The 22,140-nt window shown below is 68.4% G+C and carries 24 protein-coding genes; 11 read left to right on the plus strand and 13 right to left on the minus strand.

The window, feature by feature from the left end:
* Positions 1-8: 8 nt before the first annotated feature.
* The 4 genes from cpaB to CQ039_RS14360 form a co-directional block, all read right to left on the minus strand.
* Positions 9-950, minus strand: coding sequence for a Flp pilus assembly protein CpaB (cpaB, locus tag CQ039_RS14345; RefSeq protein ID WP_105563710.1), 942 nt, complete (start codon positions 948-950; stop codon positions 9-11).
* 106 nt (positions 951-1,056) lie between these two features.
* Positions 1,057-1,569, minus strand: a complete 513-nt coding sequence (locus CQ039_RS14350) for a prepilin peptidase (RefSeq protein WP_105563709.1) — start codon at positions 1,567-1,569, stop codon at positions 1,057-1,059.
* A 56-nt stretch (positions 1,570-1,625) separates the two neighbouring features.
* Positions 1,626-1,814, minus strand: coding sequence for a Flp family type IVb pilin (locus tag CQ039_RS14355; protein WP_105563789.1), 189 nt, complete (start codon positions 1,812-1,814; stop codon positions 1,626-1,628).
* A gap of 110 nt (positions 1,815-1,924) precedes the next feature.
* Positions 1,925-2,119 (minus strand): Flp family type IVb pilin, encoded by a 195-nt coding sequence (locus CQ039_RS14360; protein WP_105563708.1) that lies wholly within the window; start codon positions 2,117-2,119, stop codon positions 1,925-1,927.
* A 284-nt stretch (positions 2,120-2,403) separates the two neighbouring features.
* Between CQ039_RS14360 and CQ039_RS14365 the strand changes: the two genes are divergently transcribed.
* From CQ039_RS14365 to CQ039_RS14375, 3 genes are read left to right on the plus strand one after another with little or no spacing between them, the layout of a single operon-like run.
* A complete protein-coding gene (locus tag CQ039_RS14365; protein WP_105563707.1) occupies positions 2,404-2,805 on the plus strand; it encodes a pilus assembly protein N-terminal domain-containing protein in 402 nt (133 codons plus the stop codon).
* Positions 2,806-2,810: 5 nt separating this feature from the next.
* Entirely contained in the window at positions 2,811-3,356 is a 546-nt protein-coding gene (locus tag CQ039_RS14370) for a TadE/TadG family type IV pilus assembly protein (protein WP_105563706.1), read from the plus strand.
* Positions 3,353-3,907 carry a TadE/TadG family type IV pilus assembly protein gene (locus CQ039_RS14375; RefSeq protein WP_105563705.1) on the plus strand — a complete coding sequence of 185 codons (555 nt, stop codon included), beginning with the start codon at positions 3,353-3,355 and terminating at the stop codon, positions 3,905-3,907. Before CQ039_RS14370 ends, CQ039_RS14375 begins: the two co-directional genes overlap by 4 nt.
* Here CQ039_RS14375 and CQ039_RS14380 read toward each other — a convergent pair.
* The 4 genes from CQ039_RS14380 to CQ039_RS14395 are packed head-to-tail and all read right to left on the minus strand — an operon-like array spanning position 3,904 to position 6,973.
* Complete coding sequence (locus CQ039_RS14380; protein WP_105563704.1) at positions 3,904-5,226, minus strand: anthranilate synthase component I family protein; 1,323 nt, start codon at positions 5,224-5,226, stop codon at positions 3,904-3,906. The two genes, CQ039_RS14375 and CQ039_RS14380, sit on opposite strands and share 4 nt — an antisense overlap.
* A complete protein-coding gene (locus CQ039_RS14385; RefSeq protein WP_105563703.1) occupies positions 5,223-5,999 on the minus strand; it encodes a tyrosine-protein phosphatase in 777 nt (258 codons plus the stop codon). Before CQ039_RS14385 ends, CQ039_RS14380 begins: the two co-directional genes overlap by 4 nt.
* Before the next feature lie 33 nt (positions 6,000-6,032).
* The gene (locus CQ039_RS14390) at positions 6,033-6,347 is read right to left on the minus strand and encodes a transcriptional regulator (protein ID WP_105563702.1); all 315 of its coding nucleotides are present in this window, start codon (positions 6,345-6,347) and stop codon (positions 6,033-6,035) included.
* A complete protein-coding gene (locus CQ039_RS14395) occupies positions 6,347-6,973 on the minus strand; it encodes a hypothetical protein (protein ID WP_105563701.1) in 627 nt (208 codons plus the stop codon). Before CQ039_RS14395 ends, CQ039_RS14390 begins: the two co-directional genes overlap by 1 nt.
* A gap of 101 nt (positions 6,974-7,074) precedes the next feature.
* On the opposite strand from CQ039_RS14395, the gene CQ039_RS14400 reads away from it, so the two are divergent.
* A complete protein-coding gene (locus CQ039_RS14400; RefSeq protein WP_105563700.1) occupies positions 7,075-7,821 on the plus strand; it encodes a cyclopropane-fatty-acyl-phospholipid synthase family protein in 747 nt (248 codons plus the stop codon).
* Between the two features lie 113 nt (positions 7,822-7,934).
* On the opposite strand, the gene CQ039_RS14405 is transcribed toward CQ039_RS14400, so the two are convergent.
* On the minus strand, positions 7,935-9,380 hold the full coding sequence (locus CQ039_RS14405; RefSeq protein WP_105563699.1) for an AMP nucleosidase: 1,446 nt from the start codon (positions 9,378-9,380) through the stop codon (positions 7,935-7,937).
* A 109-nt stretch (positions 9,381-9,489) separates the two neighbouring features.
* Between CQ039_RS14405 and CQ039_RS14410 the strand changes: the two genes are divergently transcribed.
* Complete coding sequence (locus CQ039_RS14410) at positions 9,490-10,014, plus strand: SRPBCC family protein (RefSeq protein WP_105563698.1); 525 nt, start codon at positions 9,490-9,492, stop codon at positions 10,012-10,014.
* Here CQ039_RS14410 and CQ039_RS14415 read toward each other — a convergent pair.
* From CQ039_RS14415 to CQ039_RS14425, 3 genes are all read right to left on the minus strand, one after another.
* Positions 10,011-10,703: a hypothetical protein gene (locus tag CQ039_RS14415; protein WP_105563697.1), complete on the minus strand. Its 693-nt coding sequence runs from the start codon at positions 10,701-10,703 to the stop codon at positions 10,011-10,013. The genes CQ039_RS14410 and CQ039_RS14415 overlap by 4 nt on opposite strands.
* Positions 10,704-10,773: 70 nt before the next feature.
* Positions 10,774-11,862, minus strand: coding sequence for a PepSY domain-containing protein (locus CQ039_RS14420; protein ID WP_105563696.1), 1,089 nt, complete (start codon positions 11,860-11,862; stop codon positions 10,774-10,776).
* A complete protein-coding gene (locus CQ039_RS14425) occupies positions 11,862-14,027 on the minus strand; it encodes a TonB-dependent receptor (protein WP_105563695.1) in 2,166 nt (721 codons plus the stop codon). Before CQ039_RS14425 ends, CQ039_RS14420 begins: the two co-directional genes overlap by 1 nt.
* Before the next feature lie 199 nt (positions 14,028-14,226).
* Here CQ039_RS14425 and CQ039_RS14430 point away from each other — a divergent pair, with 199 nt between their 5' ends.
* Complete coding sequence (locus tag CQ039_RS14430; RefSeq protein ID WP_105563694.1) at positions 14,227-14,559, plus strand: hypothetical protein; 333 nt, start codon at positions 14,227-14,229, stop codon at positions 14,557-14,559.
* Positions 14,560-14,631: 72 nt separating this feature from the next.
* On the opposite strand, the gene CQ039_RS14435 is transcribed toward CQ039_RS14430, so the two are convergent.
* Complete coding sequence (locus tag CQ039_RS14435) at positions 14,632-16,737, minus strand: S9 family peptidase (RefSeq protein WP_105563693.1); 2,106 nt, start codon at positions 16,735-16,737, stop codon at positions 14,632-14,634.
* Between the two features lie 140 nt (positions 16,738-16,877).
* On the opposite strand from CQ039_RS14435, the gene CQ039_RS14440 reads away from it, so the two are divergent.
* The 5 genes from CQ039_RS14440 to addB all read left to right on the plus strand — a co-directional run.
* Entirely contained in the window at positions 16,878-17,717 is an 840-nt protein-coding gene (locus CQ039_RS14440) for a GNAT family N-acetyltransferase (protein ID WP_105563692.1), read from the plus strand.
* Entirely contained in the window at positions 17,714-18,175 is a 462-nt protein-coding gene (tsaE, locus tag CQ039_RS14445; protein ID WP_105563691.1) for a tRNA (adenosine(37)-N6)-threonylcarbamoyltransferase complex ATPase subunit type 1 TsaE, read from the plus strand. The genes CQ039_RS14440 and tsaE overlap by 4 nt, the downstream gene beginning before the upstream one ends.
* Complete coding sequence (gene amgK / locus CQ039_RS14450; RefSeq protein ID WP_105563690.1) at positions 18,168-19,256, plus strand: N-acetylmuramate/N-acetylglucosamine kinase AmgK; 1,089 nt, start codon at positions 18,168-18,170, stop codon at positions 19,254-19,256. The genes tsaE and amgK overlap by 8 nt, the downstream gene beginning before the upstream one ends.
* Before the next feature lie 29 nt (positions 19,257-19,285).
* Complete coding sequence (gene murU, locus CQ039_RS14455) at positions 19,286-19,978, plus strand: N-acetylmuramate alpha-1-phosphate uridylyltransferase MurU (RefSeq protein ID WP_105563788.1); 693 nt, start codon at positions 19,286-19,288, stop codon at positions 19,976-19,978.
* A partial coding sequence (addB, locus tag CQ039_RS14460; RefSeq protein ID WP_105746548.1) for a double-strand break repair protein AddB occupies positions 19,978-22,140 on the plus strand: 2,163 nt, incomplete at its 3' end. The genes murU and addB, both read left to right, overlap by 1 nt.

Here is a 22,140-nt window from a genome sequence, read left to right on the forward strand (position 1 = left end):
CGGTTTCCTCATGGGACGGCGACCGCTTCGGCCTGGCCCTCGCGATAGACATGCACGACGCGGCCGGCGGCGGCCGCGTCGCCGCGACGCGCCGCGCCGGGAACCTGACCGGACGGCCCAGATGTGTCGGCGTAGGAACGCAGCACCAGCGACAGTTCGCCTTCGGACTTGGCCAGAGCCAGGGCCTCGGCGTCGCGGCCGCTGACCTCAAGGGTGGCGGTGGCGCCGACGACCGCCTGGGCGTCCTCGGCGGCGCGGGTGGCTTGGTCGATGGCCAGAACCTTGACGTTCTGCATCACGGTGGCGGCGACGAACTTGGTGGTTTCACCGCCCGACTGCCCGGTGTTCGGCAGCTTGACCTCGCGGGTCAGCAGGACATCGGCCCGGTCGCCTGGCAGGATGAAGCCGCCGGCGGCGGTCTCGACCGTGACGCGGATAGCCATGGCCCGCATGCCGGGCTCCAGATAGGCGGCCATATAGCCGCTGTCGCCGGCGCGGACGATCTTGCGGGCGACGATGGGCTCGCCGGCCAGAATGGGCTCACGAACGACCGAACCGATGTAGTCGGCCTTGGCGCCCCCGGAGTTCATATTCTCTGCGGCGCGGACCACGCGGGCGGCGGCGTCCTCGGCCTTCTTGACGGTGTCAGCCTTGCCTTCGCCTTCCTTGGCCGGGGCGGCGGGAACGGGCACGCTGCCGTCCGTGATGAAGACGGGATTGACCTCGTCGGCGGCCCAGTCCTTCCAGGCCAGGTCGGCGTCGGTCAGGCGACGGCCTGGCTCCAGGTCCTTGGCCGCGACCAGGACCTTGGCCATAGGGCGAGTCTCGACGGCGGCGACCGCGGTCGCGGTCGGCTCGCCCGAAGGGGAGCCCATGGCGCGAACGACCAGGGCCAGGCCGATGGCGGCAACGGCGGCGATACAGATGACAGCGATCTTGGCGGGCTTCATCGACGGTCTCCGGCAGGCGCGGCGACGTGGATTCGGTTCTTCGCCCCTTGCCGTTAACGATAGTGAGGCTTGTCGGTTAACGCGTCCCTAAGCCCGCCGAACGTCGTCAGCCGCCTGTAAAGGCCCGAACCACGGCGCTGGAGGGAAAGGCCAGAACGGCGCCGATGGCGATGGCCACGCCATAGGGAATGTCGCCTTTGGGCTGCAGCAGCCGCGCCACCCAGCCTGGGGCGTTCAGGGCGTAGACCTGCAGCCAGGTCCGCGCGGACAAGAGCACCAGACAAAAGGCGCCGCCCGCCAGACCCACGAACAGGACGAAGGGCAGGAGACCCTCCGGCCCCAGCCACAGGGCGGCGGCGGCCATCAGCTTGGCGTCGCCCCCACCGATCCAGCGCAGAGCGAACAGCCCCATGCCGACGATCAGCACCGCCAGTCCAACAGCGAAATGCAGGGCGAAGGTCGTCCAGGACAGGCCCGCCAGCAGGGCCGCCGGCACAAAGGCGCCCATCAGGGCCAGCGACACCCAGTTGGGAATCTTCATCGTCGTCAGGTCATTCAGACCGCCGACGATCATCAAGGCCGGCAGAAAGGCGAGCGAGAGCAAGATCAGCATGTCCATGCGACAACTCTAGCGCCGCGTCCGTTAAATCGAGGTTGCCGTGCGCCAGCCCCGGATCAACCGGCTGTCACGTCCTGCGGCGATGACATGTCCGTGCCGATCTTGGAGAGCCCGGCCTTCATCTGCGGACCGAAGGCGGTCAGGCAGGCGATGATGGCGACAGCCATCAGGGCGGCGATCAGGCCGTATTCAATCGAGGTCGCTCCACTCTGATCACACTCAAAGCGCTTGAGATATCGGCTCACCATCGCTCGATCATCCTTGACTGCACGACGCTCAATCAAGCGCCCCAATTTCGCAAAAAAGGGCCGGAACGTAAACGCCCCGACCCCCTTTCGACAGTTACGGTAGGCGATTAGCCTTCCGTGATGTCCTTACCGCTCGAACCTTCCATGGTTTCACCGATGCCGGTGAAGGCGGCCTTCATCTGCGGACCAAAGGCGGTCAGGCAGGCGATGATGGCGACAGCCATCAGAGCAGCGATCAGGCCATATTCAATGGCGGTAGCGCCGGATTCGTCGTTGGCGAAGTTCTTGATGAAGTTACGCATGAATATCTTCCTTCTTTGTCTAAGCGAGCAACAGTTCCATTACCAGGGTCACCGGTTTTGCCCGCTTGACCCCCGTTTGCATGGCGACCATGCGACGCCGATCATTAAGGGCGAGTAAAATGACCTCGATCGCTTCAAATTATTGATGGTTACTTTTGCGTTTACTATAGAAACATCAGATACAGCAGGCTTCAGCCTCGCCTTCAGGAATTCTTGATCTTTCAGCGCCAGGTTTCACGCCTAGCGCACGCGCGCGCTCGTTCATTCCCTCGGAGCCGCCGCCCATGCCCCGGACCTTCAAGACACTCAGCCTCGGCCTGACCGCCGCCCTGCTCGCATGCGGCCTCGCCGCCTCGGCCCAGGCCCAGTCACGCCCGCTGAATGTCGAGATCGACCACGCCACGCGGGTTCAACTGAGAGGCCCGGCGGGCTCGGTCATCGTCGCCAATCCTCGCATCGCCGATGTCACCGTGGTGGACGCCAACACCCTGTTCATCACCGGCAAGGGCTATGGCGTGACCGAGGTCATCGCCGTCGACGCCCTGGGGCGCCCCCTGTTCCAGAGCCAGGTCGTGGTCAGCGCCGGCTCGAACGGCTCGGTCCGCGTCTGGCGCGGCGGCCAGGCGACGGAAATGGCCTGCGGCTCCAGCTGCTCGCCCAGCGTGCGGGCCGTTCCGGCCTCCTGATCTCCATGGCCCGGCCGCTCCTCCGCCTTTCAGATTGGTCGTCGCCCAGGCGGCGGCGCGCGCGGGACGGCTCGGCGGCCGTCGAGTTCGGCATGATCGCCCTGCCCTTCTTCATCCTGCTGTTCGGCATTTTGGAGATCGGACTGCTGCTTCTGGTCGACGCCGTAGTCGAGACGGCGGTATCCGACATGGGCCGTCTGGTGCGCACCGGTCAGGCGCAACAGGGGGCGCTGACGCCCGCCGCACTGAAGCAAAAACTGTGCAACCAGATGAGCGTCTTCGCCGGCGACTGCCCGAAGCGCGCCTTCATTGATGTGCGCGTGGTTGAAAACTATAGCGACCCCATTGCGGACGACCCGCTGAAGTCCGGTGTCTTCGATCCTTCCGTACTCGAATATTCGCCCGGCAACCCTGGCGACCGCGTTCTGGTGCGCGTCTGGTACGAGCAGCCGATCATCACCCCCTTCATCGCCCAGGCTGTGTCGCACACCAAGGACCACAAGGTGATGTTGACCACCTCCATGGCCTTCCGCAACGAGCCCTATCAATGAGGTCGCGCCTGTTCGCGCCCCTGATCCGCTTCTGGCGAGATCGACGCGGCGTCTCGGCCATCGAGTTCGCCCTGATCGCGCCGGTTGTGATGCTGATCTACTTTGGCATGGCCGAGTTCTGCCAGGCCTACATGGCCCAGCGCCGCGCCGGCCACACCGCCTCCACGGTGGCGGACCTGATGGCTCAATCGGACCAGACCTCGACCCAGGACGTGGCCGCGGTGTTCGCCATCGGCGACATGATCATGCGCCCCTTTTCCGCCGACAAGCTGTCGATCCGCGTCTCCAGCGTCACCATGGACAACAAGGGCGTGGCGCGCGTGGACTGGAGCCAGGCCAACGACAAGGCGCTAGATCCTCGCGCGAAAGCGGAAATCATCAGCGATCTGCCGCCGGGACTGATCGAAAGCGAACAGAGCCTGATCCTGGGAGAAACCGAGTTCGAATACAATTCGGCCTTCGGTCAGGTGATCAAGAAGCCGATCAAGTTCACCCGCAGCTACTACCTGCGGCCGCGAACGGTCGAAAAAGTCACCTGCTCCAACTGCTAGACCCCGGTCAGCGCCTCCTTCAGCGCCCGGATCTTGGCCTCGGTCTCCTCGCGCTCGACGTGAGGATTGCTGTCGGCGACGATGCCGGCGCCCGCAAGGGCGCGCCAGGACCAGCCCCCCTCGCCACGCTCAAACGACGCCGTGCGGATCAGCACTGAGGCCGTCAGGCTATGGCCGCCCGCCAGCCCCAGGCCGAACAGCGAACCACACCAGGGGCCGCGCGGCGGCTCGTGGCCAGCGATCACCTTCATGGCCTGGTGCTTGGGCGCCCCGGTGATCGAGCCCGGCGGGAAGGTCGCCTCCAGCACCTCGGCCGCACGGACGCCGGGCCGCGCCCTGGCCGTCACCGTCGAAACCAGATGGTGCACGGTGGGGTGGCTCTCGACCTCGAACAAGCGCTCGACCCGCACCGAGCCGGGGACCGCCGCCCGCGCCAGGTCATTGCGCATCAGGTCGACAATCATCAGGTTTTCGGCCCGGTCCTTGGCGCTGGCGACCAGATCGGCGGCCAGGTCGGCGTCGCGGGCGGGGTCGGCGTGGCGCGGCCGCGTGCCCTTGATCGGCCGGGTCTCGATCCGGCCCGAAGCGGGATCAAAGGTCAGGAACAGCTCCGGCGAGTTGGACACCAGGACCCGCTCGCCCAGCCGCCAGAAGGCTCCATAGGCCGCGCCGCGTTCCGCTGACAGGCGCGTAAAGACCTCGAAGGGATCGCGCCCTACCTGCAAACGCCCGCTCCAGGCGCGGGCGATATTGGCCTGAAACAGCTCGCCCGCCGCGATGCGCGCCACCACATCGGCCACGGCGGCCTCATAGGCTTCAGGGACAGCCTCGCCGGTGAAGTCCTTAGCGGGCGCGGACGGGATGGACGGTTCAGCCACTTCGGCCAACCAGCCCGCTGCGCGTCGGACCTGCCCTTCCGCTTCGACCGCATCCGCGCCCCGCCCCACGGCGAAGACCTCCGCCGCCGCATGATCAAAGGCCAGCAGGCACGGATAGCGGGCCAGCATCAGGTCGGGCCAGACCTCGGCCCGGCGGCCCGTCGCCGGTCGCGCCCCGGCGTCATAGCTCATCAAGCCGACCACGCCGCCGGCGACGAAAGCCGGGTCGCGCAAGGCGTCGAAGGGCGCCGCGTCATCGACCGGCCCGACGAAGACCTGATCCGGCTCGCAGGCGACGAAGGACCAGCGCCCGCCGTGGGCCTTGGGATCGCCCGCCCCGGCCAGCAGGGCCAACGCCCCCTCGCGCCGGTTCAACCCCGCAGCCACGGCCAGTGGCTCGCGCCAGCCCAATCGCTCGGTATGGACGACCGGCAGGCTCATGCCGTCAGTCGCGCCCGGATGCGCGCGGCCAGGGCCGCGTCCACGCCCAGAGCCTGCTCCAGATAACCCGCGATCGACCCATGCCGCGCCGCGATCTCCTTGAAGGCCCCGTCCAGATAGTCGGCTTCGACGCCGAGGAAGGCGACCACCGCGCCGTGCGAAGCCGGGCGCCCCGTCATCTCGGTCAGCTTCTTCGCGATGCCTTCAGCGCGGCCCTCCAGATCGACGGCGACATTGGTCAGCAGATAGTCGTTGATGAGGTCATCGCGCGACACGCCCAGAAGGCTGTGGGTCAGGGCCGCCAGAAGGCCGGTGCGGTCCTTGCCTGCCGCACAGTGGATCAAGACCGGCCCGTCGCTTTCGGCCAGGGCGCGGAAATATCGGCTGAACAGGTCCACATGCGCCGCCTCGAACGGCAGGCGGCGATAGGTCTCGGTCATGAAGGCGCGACCGGAATCCTCGGTCAGGTCGGCGGTCTTCAGGAAGGTGATGTGCGGGGCCTCGCCGCCGTCGTCGTGATCGCTCTCTATCACCTGACCGGCCCAGCCAACGGGTCGGCGCGACGGCTGGTCGCGGCGCTCGCTGGGACGGCGCAGATCGACCACGGTGGCGAGGTTCAGCGCCGCTAGTTGGACCAGATCGGCCTCGGTCGCCTTGGCCTGATGGGCCGCGCGATACAGGCGCTCGCGCGCGATCCGGCCTTCGCCGACGGCGTAGTCGCCATAGTCGCGAAAGTTGTCGAGGGCCTGAAACGGCAGAAGGCGGTCGCTCATGACCGCCTTCCTAGGACTATTCACGCGCCAAGGCTAACGGGCGCCGACCAGACCGGACATGGCGTCCAGATAGGCGACGAAGGCGTCTCGCCCGGCCTCGGTCATCGTCGCCCGCGTCAGGGGCTTGCGGCCCTGAAAGCTCTTGGCGACCTCGACGAAACCCGCCTCTTCCAGCTTTCTCAGGTGGACCGACAGATTGCCGTCGGTGGCCTGCAATCGGGTCTTCAGTTCGTTGAAGTCCGCCGTCCCGACGCCCGCCAGATAGGCCATGATCCCCAGACGCACCCGCCCGTGGATCACCTCGTCGATGCGGCCGATATCGAAGTCTTCAGCCGTATCCGAGCCCATCAGATCACCTCCGACGGTTCCTGACGCACCAGCAGGACGCCGGGCAGCAGGGCGAACAGGAACAGCCCCGCCGCATAGCCCAGCCACATCAGGGGGCTGCCGGTCAGGAAGGCGATCAGCGGCGCGGCGATCCAGCAGGCGATGGCCAGTTTCCACTGCCATTTCTGATCGCTCATGGTCGCCGACACCGCCCAGCCCGAGCCGTAGAGGGCGAAGATCAGCGAGGGGAAGATCAGCGAGGGGATCGTGCTCTGGGTCTTCCAGCCGATCACCGCCATCGACAGCGACATGACGAAAATTCCGAGGCCGACGCCCATCCAGCCGGCGCCCGAAGCGCGATTGGCCGCCGACTGCGCGCCCGGTTTTCTATCGGTTTTGCGAATCTGCCAGATCAGGACCGCAAAGAAGGCCAGCATGGCGCCGCCCCACAAGATCGCATAGGCGACGGGCGGCACATCAAGGATGCCGCTGTCGATGCCATAGGCGACAATCGATGCGAGGCCGAAAATCACACCGGCGGAAATCAGGATCGAACCGCCCAGCAGCGGAGCCTGACGCCCCTCCTGGGCCAGGGCCTTCATATAGGCGATGTCGTCGTGGACGGACTGCACTTGGTCGCGGGTCATGGCGTCTCTCCCTGCCTGTTGATCGGACAGTGCGCCAAGAACTTTATGTTGTAAAGTTCTTTTTCTGAGACGGGAAGCGCGACGCATTCTAGGCCTTGGTCATGCGCGTCGCCTTTCATCACATCGCCTATCAGCCCCTGACCGTTTGCAACGCCCTGTCGATCGACCGGCTGGAGGCGACCGTGCGGCAAGCGGGCCTGGCCCCCGGCGCCGCCGCCATGGACATCGGCTGCGCCTATGGCGAGGTATCGATCCATCTGGCGCGAACCTTCGGCGCACAGGTGACGGCGGTCGAACTGGACCCGGTCATGGCCGAAGGCGCCGAGGCGCGCATCCAGGCGGCCAGCCTGTCGGATCGGATCAACGTGCGGCGCGAGACCTCGGCGGCGGCGCTGGCGGCCCTGCCCACCTTCGACCTGATCGTGGCCATCGGTTCGACCGAACCAGCGGGTAAGGGATTGCGCGAACCCGCCGAGGTCTTCGCCGCCCTGGCCGAGCATCTGACGCCCGGCGGCGCCCTCCTGTGGGGCGACCTGTTCTGGAAGGAAGAGCCGCCCGCGCCCCTGCGCCAGCTGGTCGAGACCGGCGGTTATTACGTCAGTCACGAGGAATGGCAGGCGGCGGCCCGCGCGGCGCGGCTGAGCGTCGTCTCGGCCGAGATCAGCAACGAGGCCGAATGGGCCGCCTATCGTACGACGATGGAGGCGGCCATCGCCGACTGGCTGGACGCCCATCCCGACCACGCCGACGCGCCCAGCGTCGCGGCCACCGCCCACCGCATCAAGATGATGCTGGACTTCGGCGCCGACTACCTCGGCTTCGGCCTCTATCTGTTCAGCAAGGGCTGAGGCGCAAAAGAAAAGACGCCCGGAGAAATCCCCGGACGCCCCTTCCATTAGAACATCGCCTCTGCGCTCAAGCAGCGAGCCGCCGCGCGGCGAGCGATAGCGCCCTTCTCTACTTATCTGAAAGGCGGCTCGTCGAAGGCGCGCAGCTTGCGCGAATGCAGCTTGCTGCCCTCGGCGCGCAGCAGGTCGACGGCCTGGATGCCGATCTGCAGGTGTTCCGAGATGGAGCCTTCGTAGAAGCGGTTGGCCTGACCCGGCAGCTTGATCTCGCCGTGCAGCGGCTTGTCCGAGACGCACAGCAGGGTCCCGTAGGGCACGCGGAAACGATAGCCCTGAGCGGCGATGGTGGCCGATTCCATGTCGATGGCGACGGCGCGGCTCTGGTTGAAGCGCAGGGCCGACTTGGAATAGCGCAGCTCCCAGTTGCGGTCGTCGGTGGTGACTACAGTGCCGGTGCGCAGCCGCTTCTTGACCTCTTCGCCCGGCGCGCCGGACACCAGCTTGGTCGCGTCATAGAGGGCGCGCTGGACCTCGGCGATCGAGGGGATCGGGATATCGGCGGGCAGGACCGCGTCCAGCACATGGTCGTCGCGCAGATAGGCGTGGGCCAGGACATAGTCGCCGATGGTCTGGCTGGCGCGCAGGCCGCCGCAGTGACCAATCATCATCCAGGCGTGCGGACGGGTGACGGCCAGGTGGTCGCAAATGGTCTTGGCGTTGGACGGCCCGACCCCGATGTTGACCAGGGTGATGCCCTGACCGTCGGCCCGCGTCAGGTGATAGGCGGGCATCTGATGGCGGCGCCAGGCCGCGTCCATGATGGCGCGTTCCGGATCGGGGGTCTCGCGGTCGATGATCACGCCGCCGGCGCACGACAGGGTCTGATAGACGCTGTTCGGATCGGCCAGCTGGGCGCAGGCCCAGCGCACGAACTCATCGACGTAGCGATGATAGTTGGTGAACAGGACATAGGACTGCACGTCCTCGACCGGGGTGCCGGTGTAGTGGCGCAGGCGGGCCAGCGAGAAGTCGGTGCGCAGGCCGTCGAACTGGGCCAGGGGGAAGTCCTCGCCCGGCGCGAACAGGCCGTCCGAGATCTCGTCGCCGATATGAGCCAGATCCGTGGTCGGGAACCAGCGCGCGATGGCGGCCGTCATGGTGCTGTCCAGCGCCACGCCGGAACCGTCCAGCACATAGGGGAAGGGGATTTCCTGATCCGACGGCTCGACCGAAATGGACGCGCCATATTCGTCGGCCAGCAGGGTCAACTGTTCCAGCAGATAGTCGCGGTACAGGTCGGGGCGGGTGACGGTGGTCGTATAGACGCCGGTGCGCGACAGGCGGGCGAAAGCTCGCGTCTCCAGGTCCTGCGGACGGTCGCCGAACCAGCTGACGGTCAGTCGGGGATAGGCGAACAGGCCGGCGGCCCGGGCCTCGACGTCGGCGCGTTCGCCGGTCTCGAGGAAGCGCTTCACTGCGGCTCGCAGATTGGCGACGGATTGATTGTAGAGGGTTTCGAGGCGGTCCAGCGCCGCCTGGGGGGTCATCTTGTCTGTCATGACTTCCTCTAGCGGAAAACCGTGACCATGGCGAGACGGGGAAACACAAGGACACGACTGTTGACCAGCGGCCTCGGACAGGGTTCCGCTGCGCCCAGGAGGATCGCCCATGTCCAGACGCTCGATTTTCGCCGCCGCCCTGCTGGCCCTGACCGCCGCGCCCGCCCTGGCCGAGGTGAAGTCCGCCGCGCCCGGCGGCTTCGAGGTCGGCGGAACCGTGAGCATCGACGCCTCGCCCGCCCGCGTCTGGACCGTGTTGACCGCGCCCGACGCCTGGTGGAGTCGCGACCACCGCTGGTTCAAGGACTCGACCCTGTCGCTGGATCTCGCGCCCGGCGGCTGCTGGTGCGAACGGGCGGCGGACGGTCGCGTCTCGCGCCATCTGGAAACGGCCCTGGTCGAGCCGCAATCGAAACTGGTGCTGCGCGGCGGGCTGGGCCCGCTGCAAGGTCAAGGCGCGAGCGGCGGTCTGACCTTCACCATCAAGGCCGTCGGCGAGAGCAGCACCCTGACTTGGTCCTACATCGTCGGCGGCTATACGCCGGGCGGGCTGGAAGCCTGGGCGGCGCCCGTCGACGGCGTCCTGTCAGCGCAGATCGCCAGCCTCAAGACCCGCGCCGAGATCCCCGATTAGGCCAGCTCCCGACCAAAGAAGACCGCCGCGTCCGCGACCAGACCCGCCTCGTCAGCGAGGACAAGGCTCTGGACCCATCCGCCGACCGCCTCGATCCGGGCCGCCAGCATGGTCGCGGCCTGATCCCGGCCGCCCAGCCAGACCGGCGCGGCGCCGGCCCGGACATAGGCCTCAGGGTGCGTCGCCGTCAGGTCACGCCTCGTCTCTGGCGGCCGCTCCAGCGCCCCCGCCGCCCGGATCAGATCGGGCCGCCCCCTAGCGGCCATGTAGCGCCGGTCCAAGGCGATCATCAGGGCGGCGTCCGCGCTTCTCCCCAAGCCCAGGACGCCCAGCCGTGCGGCATCACCGCCGTATTCTGACGCCCGATCCGCGACCCAGGCCGTGGCGACGGCGGCGTCCGCGACCATCGCCGCGCCCGAGCCGCGCACCATCCGCAGATCCGCCAGGGCGACGACAAAGCCGCGCCGCGCCATCTGACGGGCGATCCGACGCCCCTCGCCTCGCCGGTCGTCGAACACCACCAGGACCGGCAGGCCCGCCGCGCCGCGCGGGACATGCATCTCAACCGTCTGACGCGGATCAGGACCATAGCGCAGCCCCGGCCGGTCTCGCCTCGCCGCCCAAGCGTCGCCGAGCGGCGCGGCCGCAAGGCCGCCGATCAGGGAGAGGAACAGGCCTCGACGGGTCATGACGCTCCGGCGACTGAGGAAGCCTCTTATCGCCACGCAGCGCGTCCGGCTCAACCGCCCCGCTTCATCGTCAGGCCTTGCGCGCCGCTGGCCGTCGCCGCTTCGGCAGGCCGCTGGGGTTGCCCCAGAAGGTGAAAACCGCCAGCGAACCCAGCAGGGTCAAGGCCACGCCCGAAGCGGCGACAACGAGGCGATACGGCAAGCCGCCGACCTTGGCCGCGTGGATTGGATACTGGGCGTTGGCCACCCGCAGGCCCAGCGGCAGGGTCAGGGCGTCGCGCACGCCGACGATGCGACCGTCGGCCGGGTCGAACCAGACCTGGGTGCGGCCGTTGGGCAGCCACTCCGCCGCCCGCTGCATCCGCAGGTTGATGAGGCCGCCGGACTTGGTCGGCAGGGACATGATGCGCGGCGCCGCATCGGGGAAGCGGCCTTGCGCTTCAATCATCATGGCGGACCAGTCCAGGTCGGGCGACAGGGCGCCGCCCTCATGCTTGGGCGCGGCCATAATGGCCTTCAGGTCCTTGCCCGGCGACAGGGCCATGGCCAGGCCTTCGTAGAGCGGCAGGGCCAGGATGGCCCCGGTCGTCAGCACCACCGCCAGCACCGGCGCGCTCCACACCCCCAGGTCGCGGTGATGCTTGACGATGCCGGGGCGTTTCCATGTCTTCGGCAGGACGGCGAAGACGAAGGTCCGCCGCGTCGGCCACCACAGGATCACCCCGGTGATGACAAAGCCCAGACCCGCCAGACCCGCGATCCCGGCGATGGTCTTTCCGACATCGCCAATCAGCAGATAGTGGTGCAGGTCGAACAGCCACAGTTCCGGCCGCGCCCACAGGCTGCCCCAGCGCGCCACCACCTGCCCCGACTGGGTCGCATAGGCGCCGCGCGTCTTCTCTTCATAGTTCAGGCGATGGATGCCCAGACGATCGTCGGCCAGGATGACCGAACGCGGCCGGTCGGACGCCGAAAACGCCTGGTCCAGCGCCGCCCCGATCAGCCGGGGGTCCGAAACCCGCGCCTCGGTCGCGTGGGGCACGACGGCGCGCAACCAGTCGTCCTTGAACACCAGAACGGTTCCGGTCAGCCCCAGGACGAACAGCAGCAGGCCGATCAGCCCCCCGGTCCAGCGATGCGCCAGTCGGACCAGACGCATCAGAAGCGACGGTCCCATCCGAGGGTGAAGGACCGGCCCCGGCCGGCGAAATAGCGCAGGTTGTCGGTCGGATTGCTGGTGTCCGAGCTATAGGTCACATAGTCCTCGTTGAAGAGGTTCTGCACCGCCAGCGACACCCCGCCGAAGGCGAAGTCATAGCGCAGATAGGCGTCAGCCACGGTGTAGCCTTCGAAATTGTTGCGCGCGTCGCCGCCTTCGAAGTCCCGCGCCAGATAGGCCTGGACCTGCAGACGCGCCGACAGCGGGCCGTTGGCGTAGACAGCCGCCGCATTGATCCGGTCCGGCGAGATATTGGCCCCGTCCAGATCCTGATCCACCCGCCCGTCGTCATTGGTGTCGGTCTGGCCGCGCAGGCGGGCATATCCGGTCGAGACCGTCAGCCCCTCGATCGGAGTGCGGGCGCGCAGGTTCAGCTCCAGCCCCTCGATCTCGACCGCCTGACGCTGGACGTCATAGACGCCGTCAGGGTTGCGAACGAGGAACTGCCCCAGGTCCGACGAGGACCAGAAATAGGTCGCCCCGGCCTCGAACGGTCCGCGCTTCACCTCCAGGCCGATCTCCTGATTGTCCGAGACCACCGGACTGATGTCGAGGAAGCTGTCGACCTGGACGCCGTCCACATTGATCGAGCGCAGGATGCGGCCGACGTCCGGCACGGTATAGCCCTCTGCGTAGCTGGCGTAGGCGCGCACGCCGTCCATCGGCTCATAGACCACGCCGCCGTTGACCAGGGTCGCCTCGAACTTGGGCGTGCCGCCCTTCACACGACGCGAGCCGTAGGAGGCCAGGGTGGTGAAGTCGTTGACCGACAGCTCGACGTTTTCCTGACGCACGCCGCCGGCCAGACGCACCTTGCCGTCGAACAGGCGCATATTGGCCTGGACGAAGGGGGCGACGCTCTGGAACTCGGTCGGCGGCACCCAGGCGCGGTTGGTGGCGATCAGCAGTTGTTCGGTACGGTCCTTCATCGCGTCCAGACCGAGGGTCGCGGTCAGGCCCGGAACGCCCGGCACGGCCCGCTCATAGCTGGCGCGCGCGCCCAGCTTGCGCGAACGGTTCGACGACTGGTCGAACAGGGTGCCGATCGGGGCGATGCTGGCGTCCTGCATGGTGGCGGAACGGTCGCCGCCGAAGGTGTCGCGCGTGCGGTTGAAGAAGACCTGGGCGCTGAAGTCGCCGCCCCACAGGTCGCTGTCGGTCAGCGAAGCCGAAACCGTCTCGACCCGGTTTCCGGCGGGCTCGCCCTCGATCTGGCCGCGCACGCTGCTGGCCGGACGGCCGATGTTGCGATCGCCAGGGACACGGACATAGTCGCCGTCGCCTTTCAGCTCGAACCGGTTGGCCAGAAGGTCCAGGCGCACCGTGTCGGTCAGGTCCCAGCCGAAACGGCCGAAGAAGGACAGGGCCTTGGAATCCTGCACCTCCCCCTGGGTGTTGTCGACGCCGACCCGGCGGCCGTTGGCGTCATAGAAGGCGCCGCGCTGGTCATAGGCGACGCCGAAAACGCCGTCGAAGTCGCCGTGGCGATAGGCCGCCAGACCGCCCAGCTTGGCCCCGATGCCGTCGCCTTCCGGCCCGCCCGAACTGGACACCTGGGCCAGCATCCGGCCCGTCAGCCCATCCTGGGTCGGCGCGCCCACCGTCACCTGATTGACCACCCCGCCGGTGGCGCCGATGCCCTGCAGGGCGTTGGAGCCGTAGATCAGCTCGACCCGGTCCACGAAGAAGGGATCGATCGTATAGCCGTCGCGCGAGCCGTCGCGGATCGGCGTCGACTGCGGAATCCCATTGATGGCGTAGAGCGGCGAGCGGCCACGCAGGCTCTCGCCCGAGCCGGTCAGCTTCTGCCGCGTCGGCGAGAAGGAGGGCGACAGGGTCGCGACCGCGTCGATCACCGAGCCGCTGATGGCCACCTGCTCCGACAGGGTCTTGCGGTCGATGACGTCCACCGTCATCGGCAGGGCGCTGGCCGGCAGGATGGTCCGCGCCGCCGTCACCACCACTTCTCCGACCGTGCTGACTTCGGGCTCCTGCCGCGCCGTCTGGGCGGCGGCGGTCGAGCTCAAGGCCGTCCCCGCGAGCAGGACCGAAACGGCGATGAGGCGCGAGGATCGGTGCGAGGCCGGGGCGGTTGAAGTGAACATGGGGGGCTCCTGAAGAAGGCCCCGCGCTTAAATGCAATTGCGAGCGACTTGCAACACAAAACCCGTGTCGCCCAGGAGAGAATGCGCTCTCGTCGTCACGTTTCACTCATCGATTTGTCGTAAAATATTTACATTGAGAAAAATGAGCGCATAATTCGCTCTGAGTCCGGAGCGAATTCCGGCCAAGGGAGGATATCGCATGCGCCTGATCGCCGTCGCCGTCTCGACCCTGCTGCTCGCTGGAGCCGCGCCTGCCCTGGCTCAAAGCCCGGAACAGAGTCCGCAGAGCCAGAGGCCGCAGCCGACGCGCGTCTCGACCGCCCAGCCGCAGCGCGTGGTGCTGATCTGCGAAACCGACGCCGCCACCCGCAGCGCCTTCACCCGCCAGTACGGCTCCGAGCCAGTTTTCCTGACCGCGCGCGAAGCCGCCGAGGCCAAGACCGCTGGCCAGACCTGGGCCACGCCGCGCTGCATGACCGAGCGCGAGCACGGCCGCTACGTTCAGCTGACCCAGGCCTACGCCGCGCACTAAAGCCCGGTTCCAGAACGACAAAGGGCGCGGCCATCGCTGACCGCGCCCTTCTTTCTGGTCGGATGACCGGCCCTACTTGGCCAGATACTTGTCCAGCCAGCCGAAGACCTCGTTGTGCCATTGCAGGCTGTTGGCCGGCTTCAGCACCCAGTGGTTCTCGTTGGGGAAGAAGACCAGACGGCTGTCGATGCCGCGCCGTTGCAGGGCGGTATAGGTCGACAGGCCCTGGGCCGTCGGGATGCGGTAGTCGAGGTCGCCCTGGATCACCATCATCGGCGTCTTCCAGTTCTGGACGTGGTTGGCCGGGTTGAACTTCTGATAGCCCTCCGGGTTTTCCCACGGCGTGCCGCCGTATTCCCACTCGGTGAACCACAGCTCCTCGGTCGAATAGCCCATGCCGAAGGTGTCGAAGACGCCGTCATGGTTGACCAGGCACTTGAAGGCGTCGGACCAATTGCCGGCGATCCAGTTGATCATGTAGCCGCCGTAGGAGGCGCCCAGGGCGCAGGCGTTGTTGCCGTCAAGGAAGCTGTACTTCTCCTGGGCGGCGGCCCAGCCCTTCTGCAGGTCTTCCAGCGGGCGGTCGCCCCAGTGCTGGCTGATGGCGTCGGTGAACTCCTGGCCGTAACCGGTCGAGCCGTGGAAATCGATCATCACCACCGCATAGCCGGCGCCCGCATAGGTCTCGGGGTTCCAGCGGTAGGACCAGCCGTTGCCGAACGAGCCCTGCGGCCCGCCGTGGATCAGGAAGGCGACCGGGTATTTCTGACCTTCGACATAGTTGGCGGGCTTGATGACGAAGCCGTGCACCGTCTCGTCGTTCCAGCCGGGGAAGCTGAACTGCTCGAACTGCCCGAAGGCCTTATTGGCCAGCTGCGGGTTCACATTGGTCAGGCGACGCGGCATCTCGCGACCGCGCCAGGTCTTGAAGTAGAGATCGGCCGGCGAGGTCAGGGTATCGACCGACATGACGAAGCCCGAGGGCGTCTGGGCGAAGGCGCCGACATGGCCTTCGCCGGTCAGCGGCAGGACCGAGCCGTTGCGGGCGTCGATGGCGAACAGGCGGGTCTGACCGACGTCGCCGGCCGTGGTGTAAAGGGTCTTGCCGTCCGCCGACCATTGCAGGCCGTCCGCCGAACGATCCCAGTTGGCCGCGATCTGGCGCGTCTGGCCGGTGGCCACGTCCCGCAGGAAGATCGCATACTTGTCGGCCTCAAAGCCCGGACGGGCCATGGCGCGATAGGCCAGGGTCTGGCCGTCCGGCGAGAAGACCGGGCCGGTGTCCCAGGCCAGATTGGCCTCGGTCAGATTGGTCAGTTGGCCGGGCGCCGAAACCGCGACGCTGTAGAGGTCGAAGTTGGTGCTCCACGGCTCGCTCTTGCCCGCGTGACGCGCCGAAAAGACCAGCGAGCGGCCGTCGGGGGCGAAGACGAACTCGCTCTCGTCGCCGAACGGCTTGGAGGGGGTGTCGCCGTCAAAGCCCTTGGTGACCCAGACCGGATCGCCGCCCGCCTTGCCGTCCGCGCCAATGGTCTGGACGAAGAGGTGGTTCTGGGTGTGGTCGCTCCAGGTGTCCCAGTGGCGCACGAACATGCGGTCATAGACCTGCCCCGTCGACTTCACTTCGGCGGCGGCCTTGGCGCGCTCGACCGAGGCGTTCAGGTCGGGCGCTTCCGGATAGACGGCCAGCGATACCGCCACGGCGTCGCCCGCGCCGTTGATGCGATAGGCGTTGACGTCGGTCGGCAGGCTGGTGACCTGCGTCGCCGTCGCGCCCTTGTCGCCCGAGACCCAGACCTGGCTCGACCCCGAACGGCCCGACAGGAAATAGAGCTTGCCGTCGGCGCCCCAGCGCGCTGTGTTGGCGCCGCCTTCGGAAATGGCCAGCTTCTGCGCCTCGCCCTCGCCCTTCAGGCTCAGGATGTAGAGGGCGCTGGAGCGGCGGTTGGCCGCCACGTCGGTCTGGGTCAGCGCATAGACCACCCACTCGCCGTCCGGCGACACCTGCGGATCGCCCAGGCGGTTGGCTGAGATCATGTCCTGATAGGTGAAGGCGTTGGACGCAGCCGGAGCCGAAACCGCCGCCGGAACCGGCGCCTCGGCCAAGGCCGGCAGGGCCGAAGCCGTCAGCAGGGCGACGGCGCTGAGGCCGCTCAGAAGATGGGGCAGGTGACGCATGGGCGATGATCCTCTCGGGCTTCGCGGAATTCTTGGCCGCAGGCGTAGCACCAGCCGCGACCGCGTCAAACCCGACATTGGACGCCCGGGCATGGTCACGACCGCTTGCCGCCATCGCCGGGAGCGGCGACAAGCAGGGCATGAGTCCCACTGCCCCTCATATCGTCGATGTCCTGATCGCCGAGCGCGCGCCGCGTCTGACCCGCTCGGCCGCCTGGCCGGTCGTGCGCCCCCTACTGTATCGCCTGCTCGACTACGCCAAGGCCCGACGCATGGCCGACGCCATCGGCCCGATGGGCGGGCGTCAGGCGCTGGACCATGTGTCCGACCTGCTGGAACTGACAGTCGAGACGCAGAACCTGAACCGCCTGCCCGCGACCGGCCGCTGCCTGGTCATCTGCAACCACCCGACCGGCATCGCCGACGGCCTGGCCGTGCACGACGCCCTGCGGACCGTGCGCGACGACCTGATCTATTTCGCCAACGCCGATGCCCTGCGCGTCTCCCCGCGCCTGTCGGAAACCGTTGTCCCGGTCGAGTGGGTCACGGCCAAGCGCACCCGCGAGAAGACCCGCGCCACGCTTCAATCCGCCAAGGACGCCTTCGAGGCCGAACGCTGCGTCGTCATGTTCCCCGCCGGGCGACTGGCCCGCGTGGATGAGCAGGGCCGCTTGACCGATCCCGAATGGGCCACCACGGCGGCCTCTCTGGCCCGCAAGTACGCGGCCCCGGTCATCCCCATCCACGTCGCCGGACCGACCAGCCGCCTGTTCCACCTGTTCGACCGCTTCTCGCAGGAACTGCGCGACATCACCCTCTTCCACGAACTGCTGAACAAGCAGGGGCGTGAGTTCGACCTCAGCGTCGGCCTGCCTATCCCGTCCGCGCGGCTGGACGTGGACGCCGCCCGCGCCACCGAGGCGCTGAAGACCTTTGTCGAGCGCACCCTGCCCGCCGACCCCGACGCGGTGTTCGCATGACGACCTTCATTCTCGACGACGCCGAGGCCACGACCCGTCTGGGCCAGGCCATCGCCCCCCTGCTGGAAGCCAGCGAAGCCGTCCTGCTCTACGGTCCGCTCGGCATGGGCAAGTCGACACTGGCGCGCGGCCTGATCCGCGCCCTGACCTCGCCCGACGAGGACGTGCCCAGCCCGACCTTCACCCTGGTCCAGTTCTACGAGAGCGACCCGCCCGTCGCCCACTTCGACCTCTATCGCCTCAGCCGCCCCGAAGAGGCCTTCGAGATCGGTCTGGACGAGGCCCTGGACGAGGGTTGCGCCCTGATCGAATGGCCCGAACGACTGGGCGAGGACCCCGGCCGCATGCTCGGCCCCGACCGGCTGATCATCACCATCGCCGAAGACGGCGAGGGCCGCCTTGCGACCGTATCTGGCGCAGGCGCGTGGGAAGCGAAACTGAAGGAAGTCCATGTCTGACCGCGAAGCCCTCCGTCTCGATTTTCTGCGCTCGGCTGGTCTGGCCGAGGCCGCCCGCGCGCCCCTGCCCGGCGACGCCTCGACGCGCCGTTACGAGCGCCTGACCACGGCCTCGGGCGCCAGCCTGATGCTGATGGATCAGGCCCCCGCCGCCGAGAGCCAGCCCTGCGATCCGTCGTGGACGCCGGAACAGCGCCACGCCCACGGCTGGAACGCCGTCGCCCGCCTGTCGGCCGGACGCATCGAGGCCTTCGCCGCCGTCGCCGCCCATCTGAAATCGCTGGGCCTGTCCGCGCCCGACATCGTCGCCGTTGATGCGCCCAATGGCCTGGCCGTGATCGAGGACTTCGGCGACGCCCTGTTCGCCAAAGTCATCGAGGCAGGCGAGCCCGAGGAGCGGATGTACGCCGCCGCCATCCAGTCGCTTGTCATACTGCACGAAGCCCCGACGCCCGAGGTGCTTCACGGTCTTGCTGGCGACTGGCCCCTACTGACCTACGACCAGACGGCGCTGCAAGGCGGAGCCGACCTGTTTGTCGAGTGGCTGCCGAAGCTTATCCCATCCCTAACTTTCGATGACGCCGCTATCGAAGAATGGCGCTCCGTCTGGGCGCCGATCACGGCGATGGGTGAGGCGGGGGCCACCGTCATGGCTCACCGTGACTTCCATGCAGAAAATCTCATCTGGCTCCCGCAACGGAGCGGTTTCGCCAGAGCGGGCATGATTGATTTTCAGGATGCGGTGCGCGCTCACCCCTGCTGGGATCTTCACTCCCTGCTTCAGGATGCGAGGCGAGACCTTGGGCGTGGAACGGAAGGGTGGGCGCTTGACCGCTACTTCTATCAACGTCCTTCCGTGGACCGCGAGGCCTTCATGGCGGCCTACGCCGGACTGGCGGCGCTGAACGAGGCCCGCATCCTCGGCATCTTCGCCCGCCTGATCGCCCGCGACGCCAAGCCCAGATACGCCGTCTTCATGCCCCGCATGTGGGCCCACCTGAACGCCAACCTGAAGGCGCCGGGTCTCGAGGCCATCGCCGCCTGGATGGACCGCCACGTGCCGGAGGATGTGCGTCGATGACCGCCCCCCAGAACACCCCCACCACCGCCATGGTCCTCGCCGCCGGGCTCGGCACGCGGATGCGCCCCCTGACCAACGACCGGCCCAAGGCCCTGGTCGAAGTCGGCGGCCGCGCCCTGATCGACCACGTGCTCGACCGGCTGGCCGACGCGGGCGTCACCGAGGCCGTGGTCAACGCCCACTGGTTCGCCGACCGGCTGGAGCGCCACCTCGCCGCCCGCAGCCGTCCCGCCATCGTCATCTCGGACGAGCGCGCCGAACTGCTGGAAACCGGCGGCGGGCTTAAGAAGGCCCGCCCCCTGCTGGGCGATGATCCCGTCTTCGTCGCCAATATCGACAGCGTCTGGATCGACCGGGGCAATGCGCTCGGCGACCTCATACGCCTGTGGGACCCCGAGCGCATGGACGCCGCCCTGCTGCTGGCCCGGCGCGAAGGCTCGATCGGCTTCGAGGGCGGCGGCGACTTCTTCCTGTCCGACGACGGCGCCCTGACCTTCCGGGGCGAGGCGACATCCGCGCCCTTCGCCTACATGGGCGTCCACATCACCCGGCCCGGCTACGCCGATGCTGGCCCCGACGGCCCCTTCTCGCTCAGCCCCCTGTGGCGCCAATCCGCCGCCGCAGGTCGCCTCTACGGCTGCGTGCTGGACGGCGACTGGATGCACGTCGGCGACCCGCAGGCGCGCGACGAGGCCGAAGCGCGACTGAAGGCGCAAGCCTGATGTCCACGGGGGGCCGTTTCGATCCGTTCGCCGGAACCGGGCCGCGCTGGCGCGCCGTGCCCGCCTGGCGGCCCTTCCTCGAAGACCTCGCGGCGGGGGTGCTCGACTGGCTGGGCGATCAGACGCCCGAGACCCTGACCGACGCCACCATCCTGCTGCCCAACCGCCGCGCCGCCCGCGCCTTCTCCTCGGCCCTGGGCAAGCTGGCCGGCGACCGCCCCGTCCTGCTGCCCCAGGTGCGACCGCTCGGCGATCTGGAGGAGGATGAACCGCCCTTCGCCCCCGGCGAACTGGGTCTGGACCTGCCCCCCGCCATCCCCGCCCTGACCCGCCGCTTCGAGATGGCGCGGATGATCGCCGAGGAGTTCGAGCCGGGCCTGAAACCCCTGCGCGCCCTCGAAATGGCGGACGCCCTGGGCGGCTTCCTCGATTCCTGTCAGCTCGAAGAAGTCCCCGACCTGTCGCGCATAGCCGGGCTGGCCGAACAGGATCTGGCCGCCCACTGGCAGGACAGCGCCCGCTTCCTCGGCCTCGCCGTCGAGGCCTGGCCCAAGCGGCTGGCGGCGCTGGGTCTGGTCGATCCGGCCTGGCGCCGCGCCACCCTGCTGCGTCGCCTGGCGGAGGCCTGGGACGCGCGCCCGCCGCAACAGCCCGTCATCGCCGCCGGTTCGACCGGCACCGTCCCCGCCGCCGCCGATGTTCTGGCCGCCGTGGCGCGGGCGCCGCAGGGCGTGGTCGTCCTGCCCGGCCTCGACCTCGATCTGGCCGACGGCGTCTGGGACCGCATCGACGACCAGCACCCCCAGGCCGCGCTGAAGGCCCTGCTGGCCCGCGCCGAGGTGTCGCGCGATCAGGTCCGCCCCTGGTTCAAGCCCGCCGTCGAACCGCGTCTGGAAGCGCGCGGTCTGGCCCGTCAGCGCCTGATCAACGAGGCCCTGCGCCCCGCCGAGGCCACCGACGACTGGCGCGCCGAGATCGCCCGCCTGCGCGCCGACGCCGCCGAAGTCGGGCAGGCCGCCGATCCCATCGACGAGGGCCTGAAGGGCCTGTCCGCCCTCAGCGTCCGCGCCGAGGAAGAGGCCGCGACCGCCATCGCCCTGCTGATGCGCGAGACCCTGGAACGGCCCGGCGAGACCTGCGCCCTCGTCACCCCAGACCTGGACCTGTCGCGCCGCGTCGAAGCCCGGCTGGCGCGCTGGGGCATCATCCCCGACGCCTCGACCGGCACCCCGCTGTCGCGCATGAGCGCCGGGGTTCTGGTCGACCTGTGCGCCCGCTTCATCGAGACGCCGCTCAAGCCCCAGACCCTGCTGGGCCTGATCAAGCATCCGCTGACCCGCCTCGACCTCGACGACACATCCTTGCCCGACGCCGCCTCGGCGCTGGAGGAGCACGCCCTGCGCGGCCCGCGTCCGCGCGACTGGGCCGAGGTGCAGAAACGCCTGCTGAAGGCCGCTGAACCCGGTCGCGGCGGCCAGCCCCTGCCCGAGTGGAAGGCCGCCCGCCTGTCCGGCGCCCGCGCTCTGGCCGCGCGTCTGGAAGCCCTCGCCGCCGAGGCCCTGTCCACATTTACGCCGACCGCCGCTCCCGACGCCGCCGCGCGCGCCCTGACCGCCCTGATCGAGACCCTGGCCGGTCAGAACGCCTGGGCCGGTCCTGACGGCGAGGCCGCCGCCTCCCTGCTGTCGGCGCTGATCGACGGCGGCGGTTCGCTGGGCGACGTCAGCCGCGCCGACTTCGCCGCCCTGGTCGCCGGTCTGCTCGGCGAGGAGACGGTGCGCACCGGCGGCGCCACCCACCCGCGCCTGCGCATTCTCGGCGCCATCGAGGCCCGCCTGACCCGCGCCGACCGCATGATCCTGGCCGGGCTGGAGGAAGGTGTCTGGCCCCGCCCCGCCCCCGTCGATCCCTTCCTGTCGCGCCCGATGAGGCAGACTCTGGGCCTGCCCACGCCCGAGCGGCGTCTGGGCCAGACGGCGCAGGACTTCGTCCAGGCCGCCTGCGCCGACGAGGCCATCCTGATCCACTGCGAGCGGCGCGGCGGTCAGCCCGCCGTGCGCTCGCGCTGGCTGTGGCGCCTGGAGATGCTGACGCGCGGCGCCGACGCCCCCGCCACCCCGGTCGCCATTCCCCAGCCCGGGGGACTAGCCGACTGGACCCGC

Source organism: Brevundimonas sp. MYb52, from assembly GCF_002979535.1.
GTDB lineage: Bacteria > Pseudomonadota > Alphaproteobacteria > Caulobacterales > Caulobacteraceae > Brevundimonas.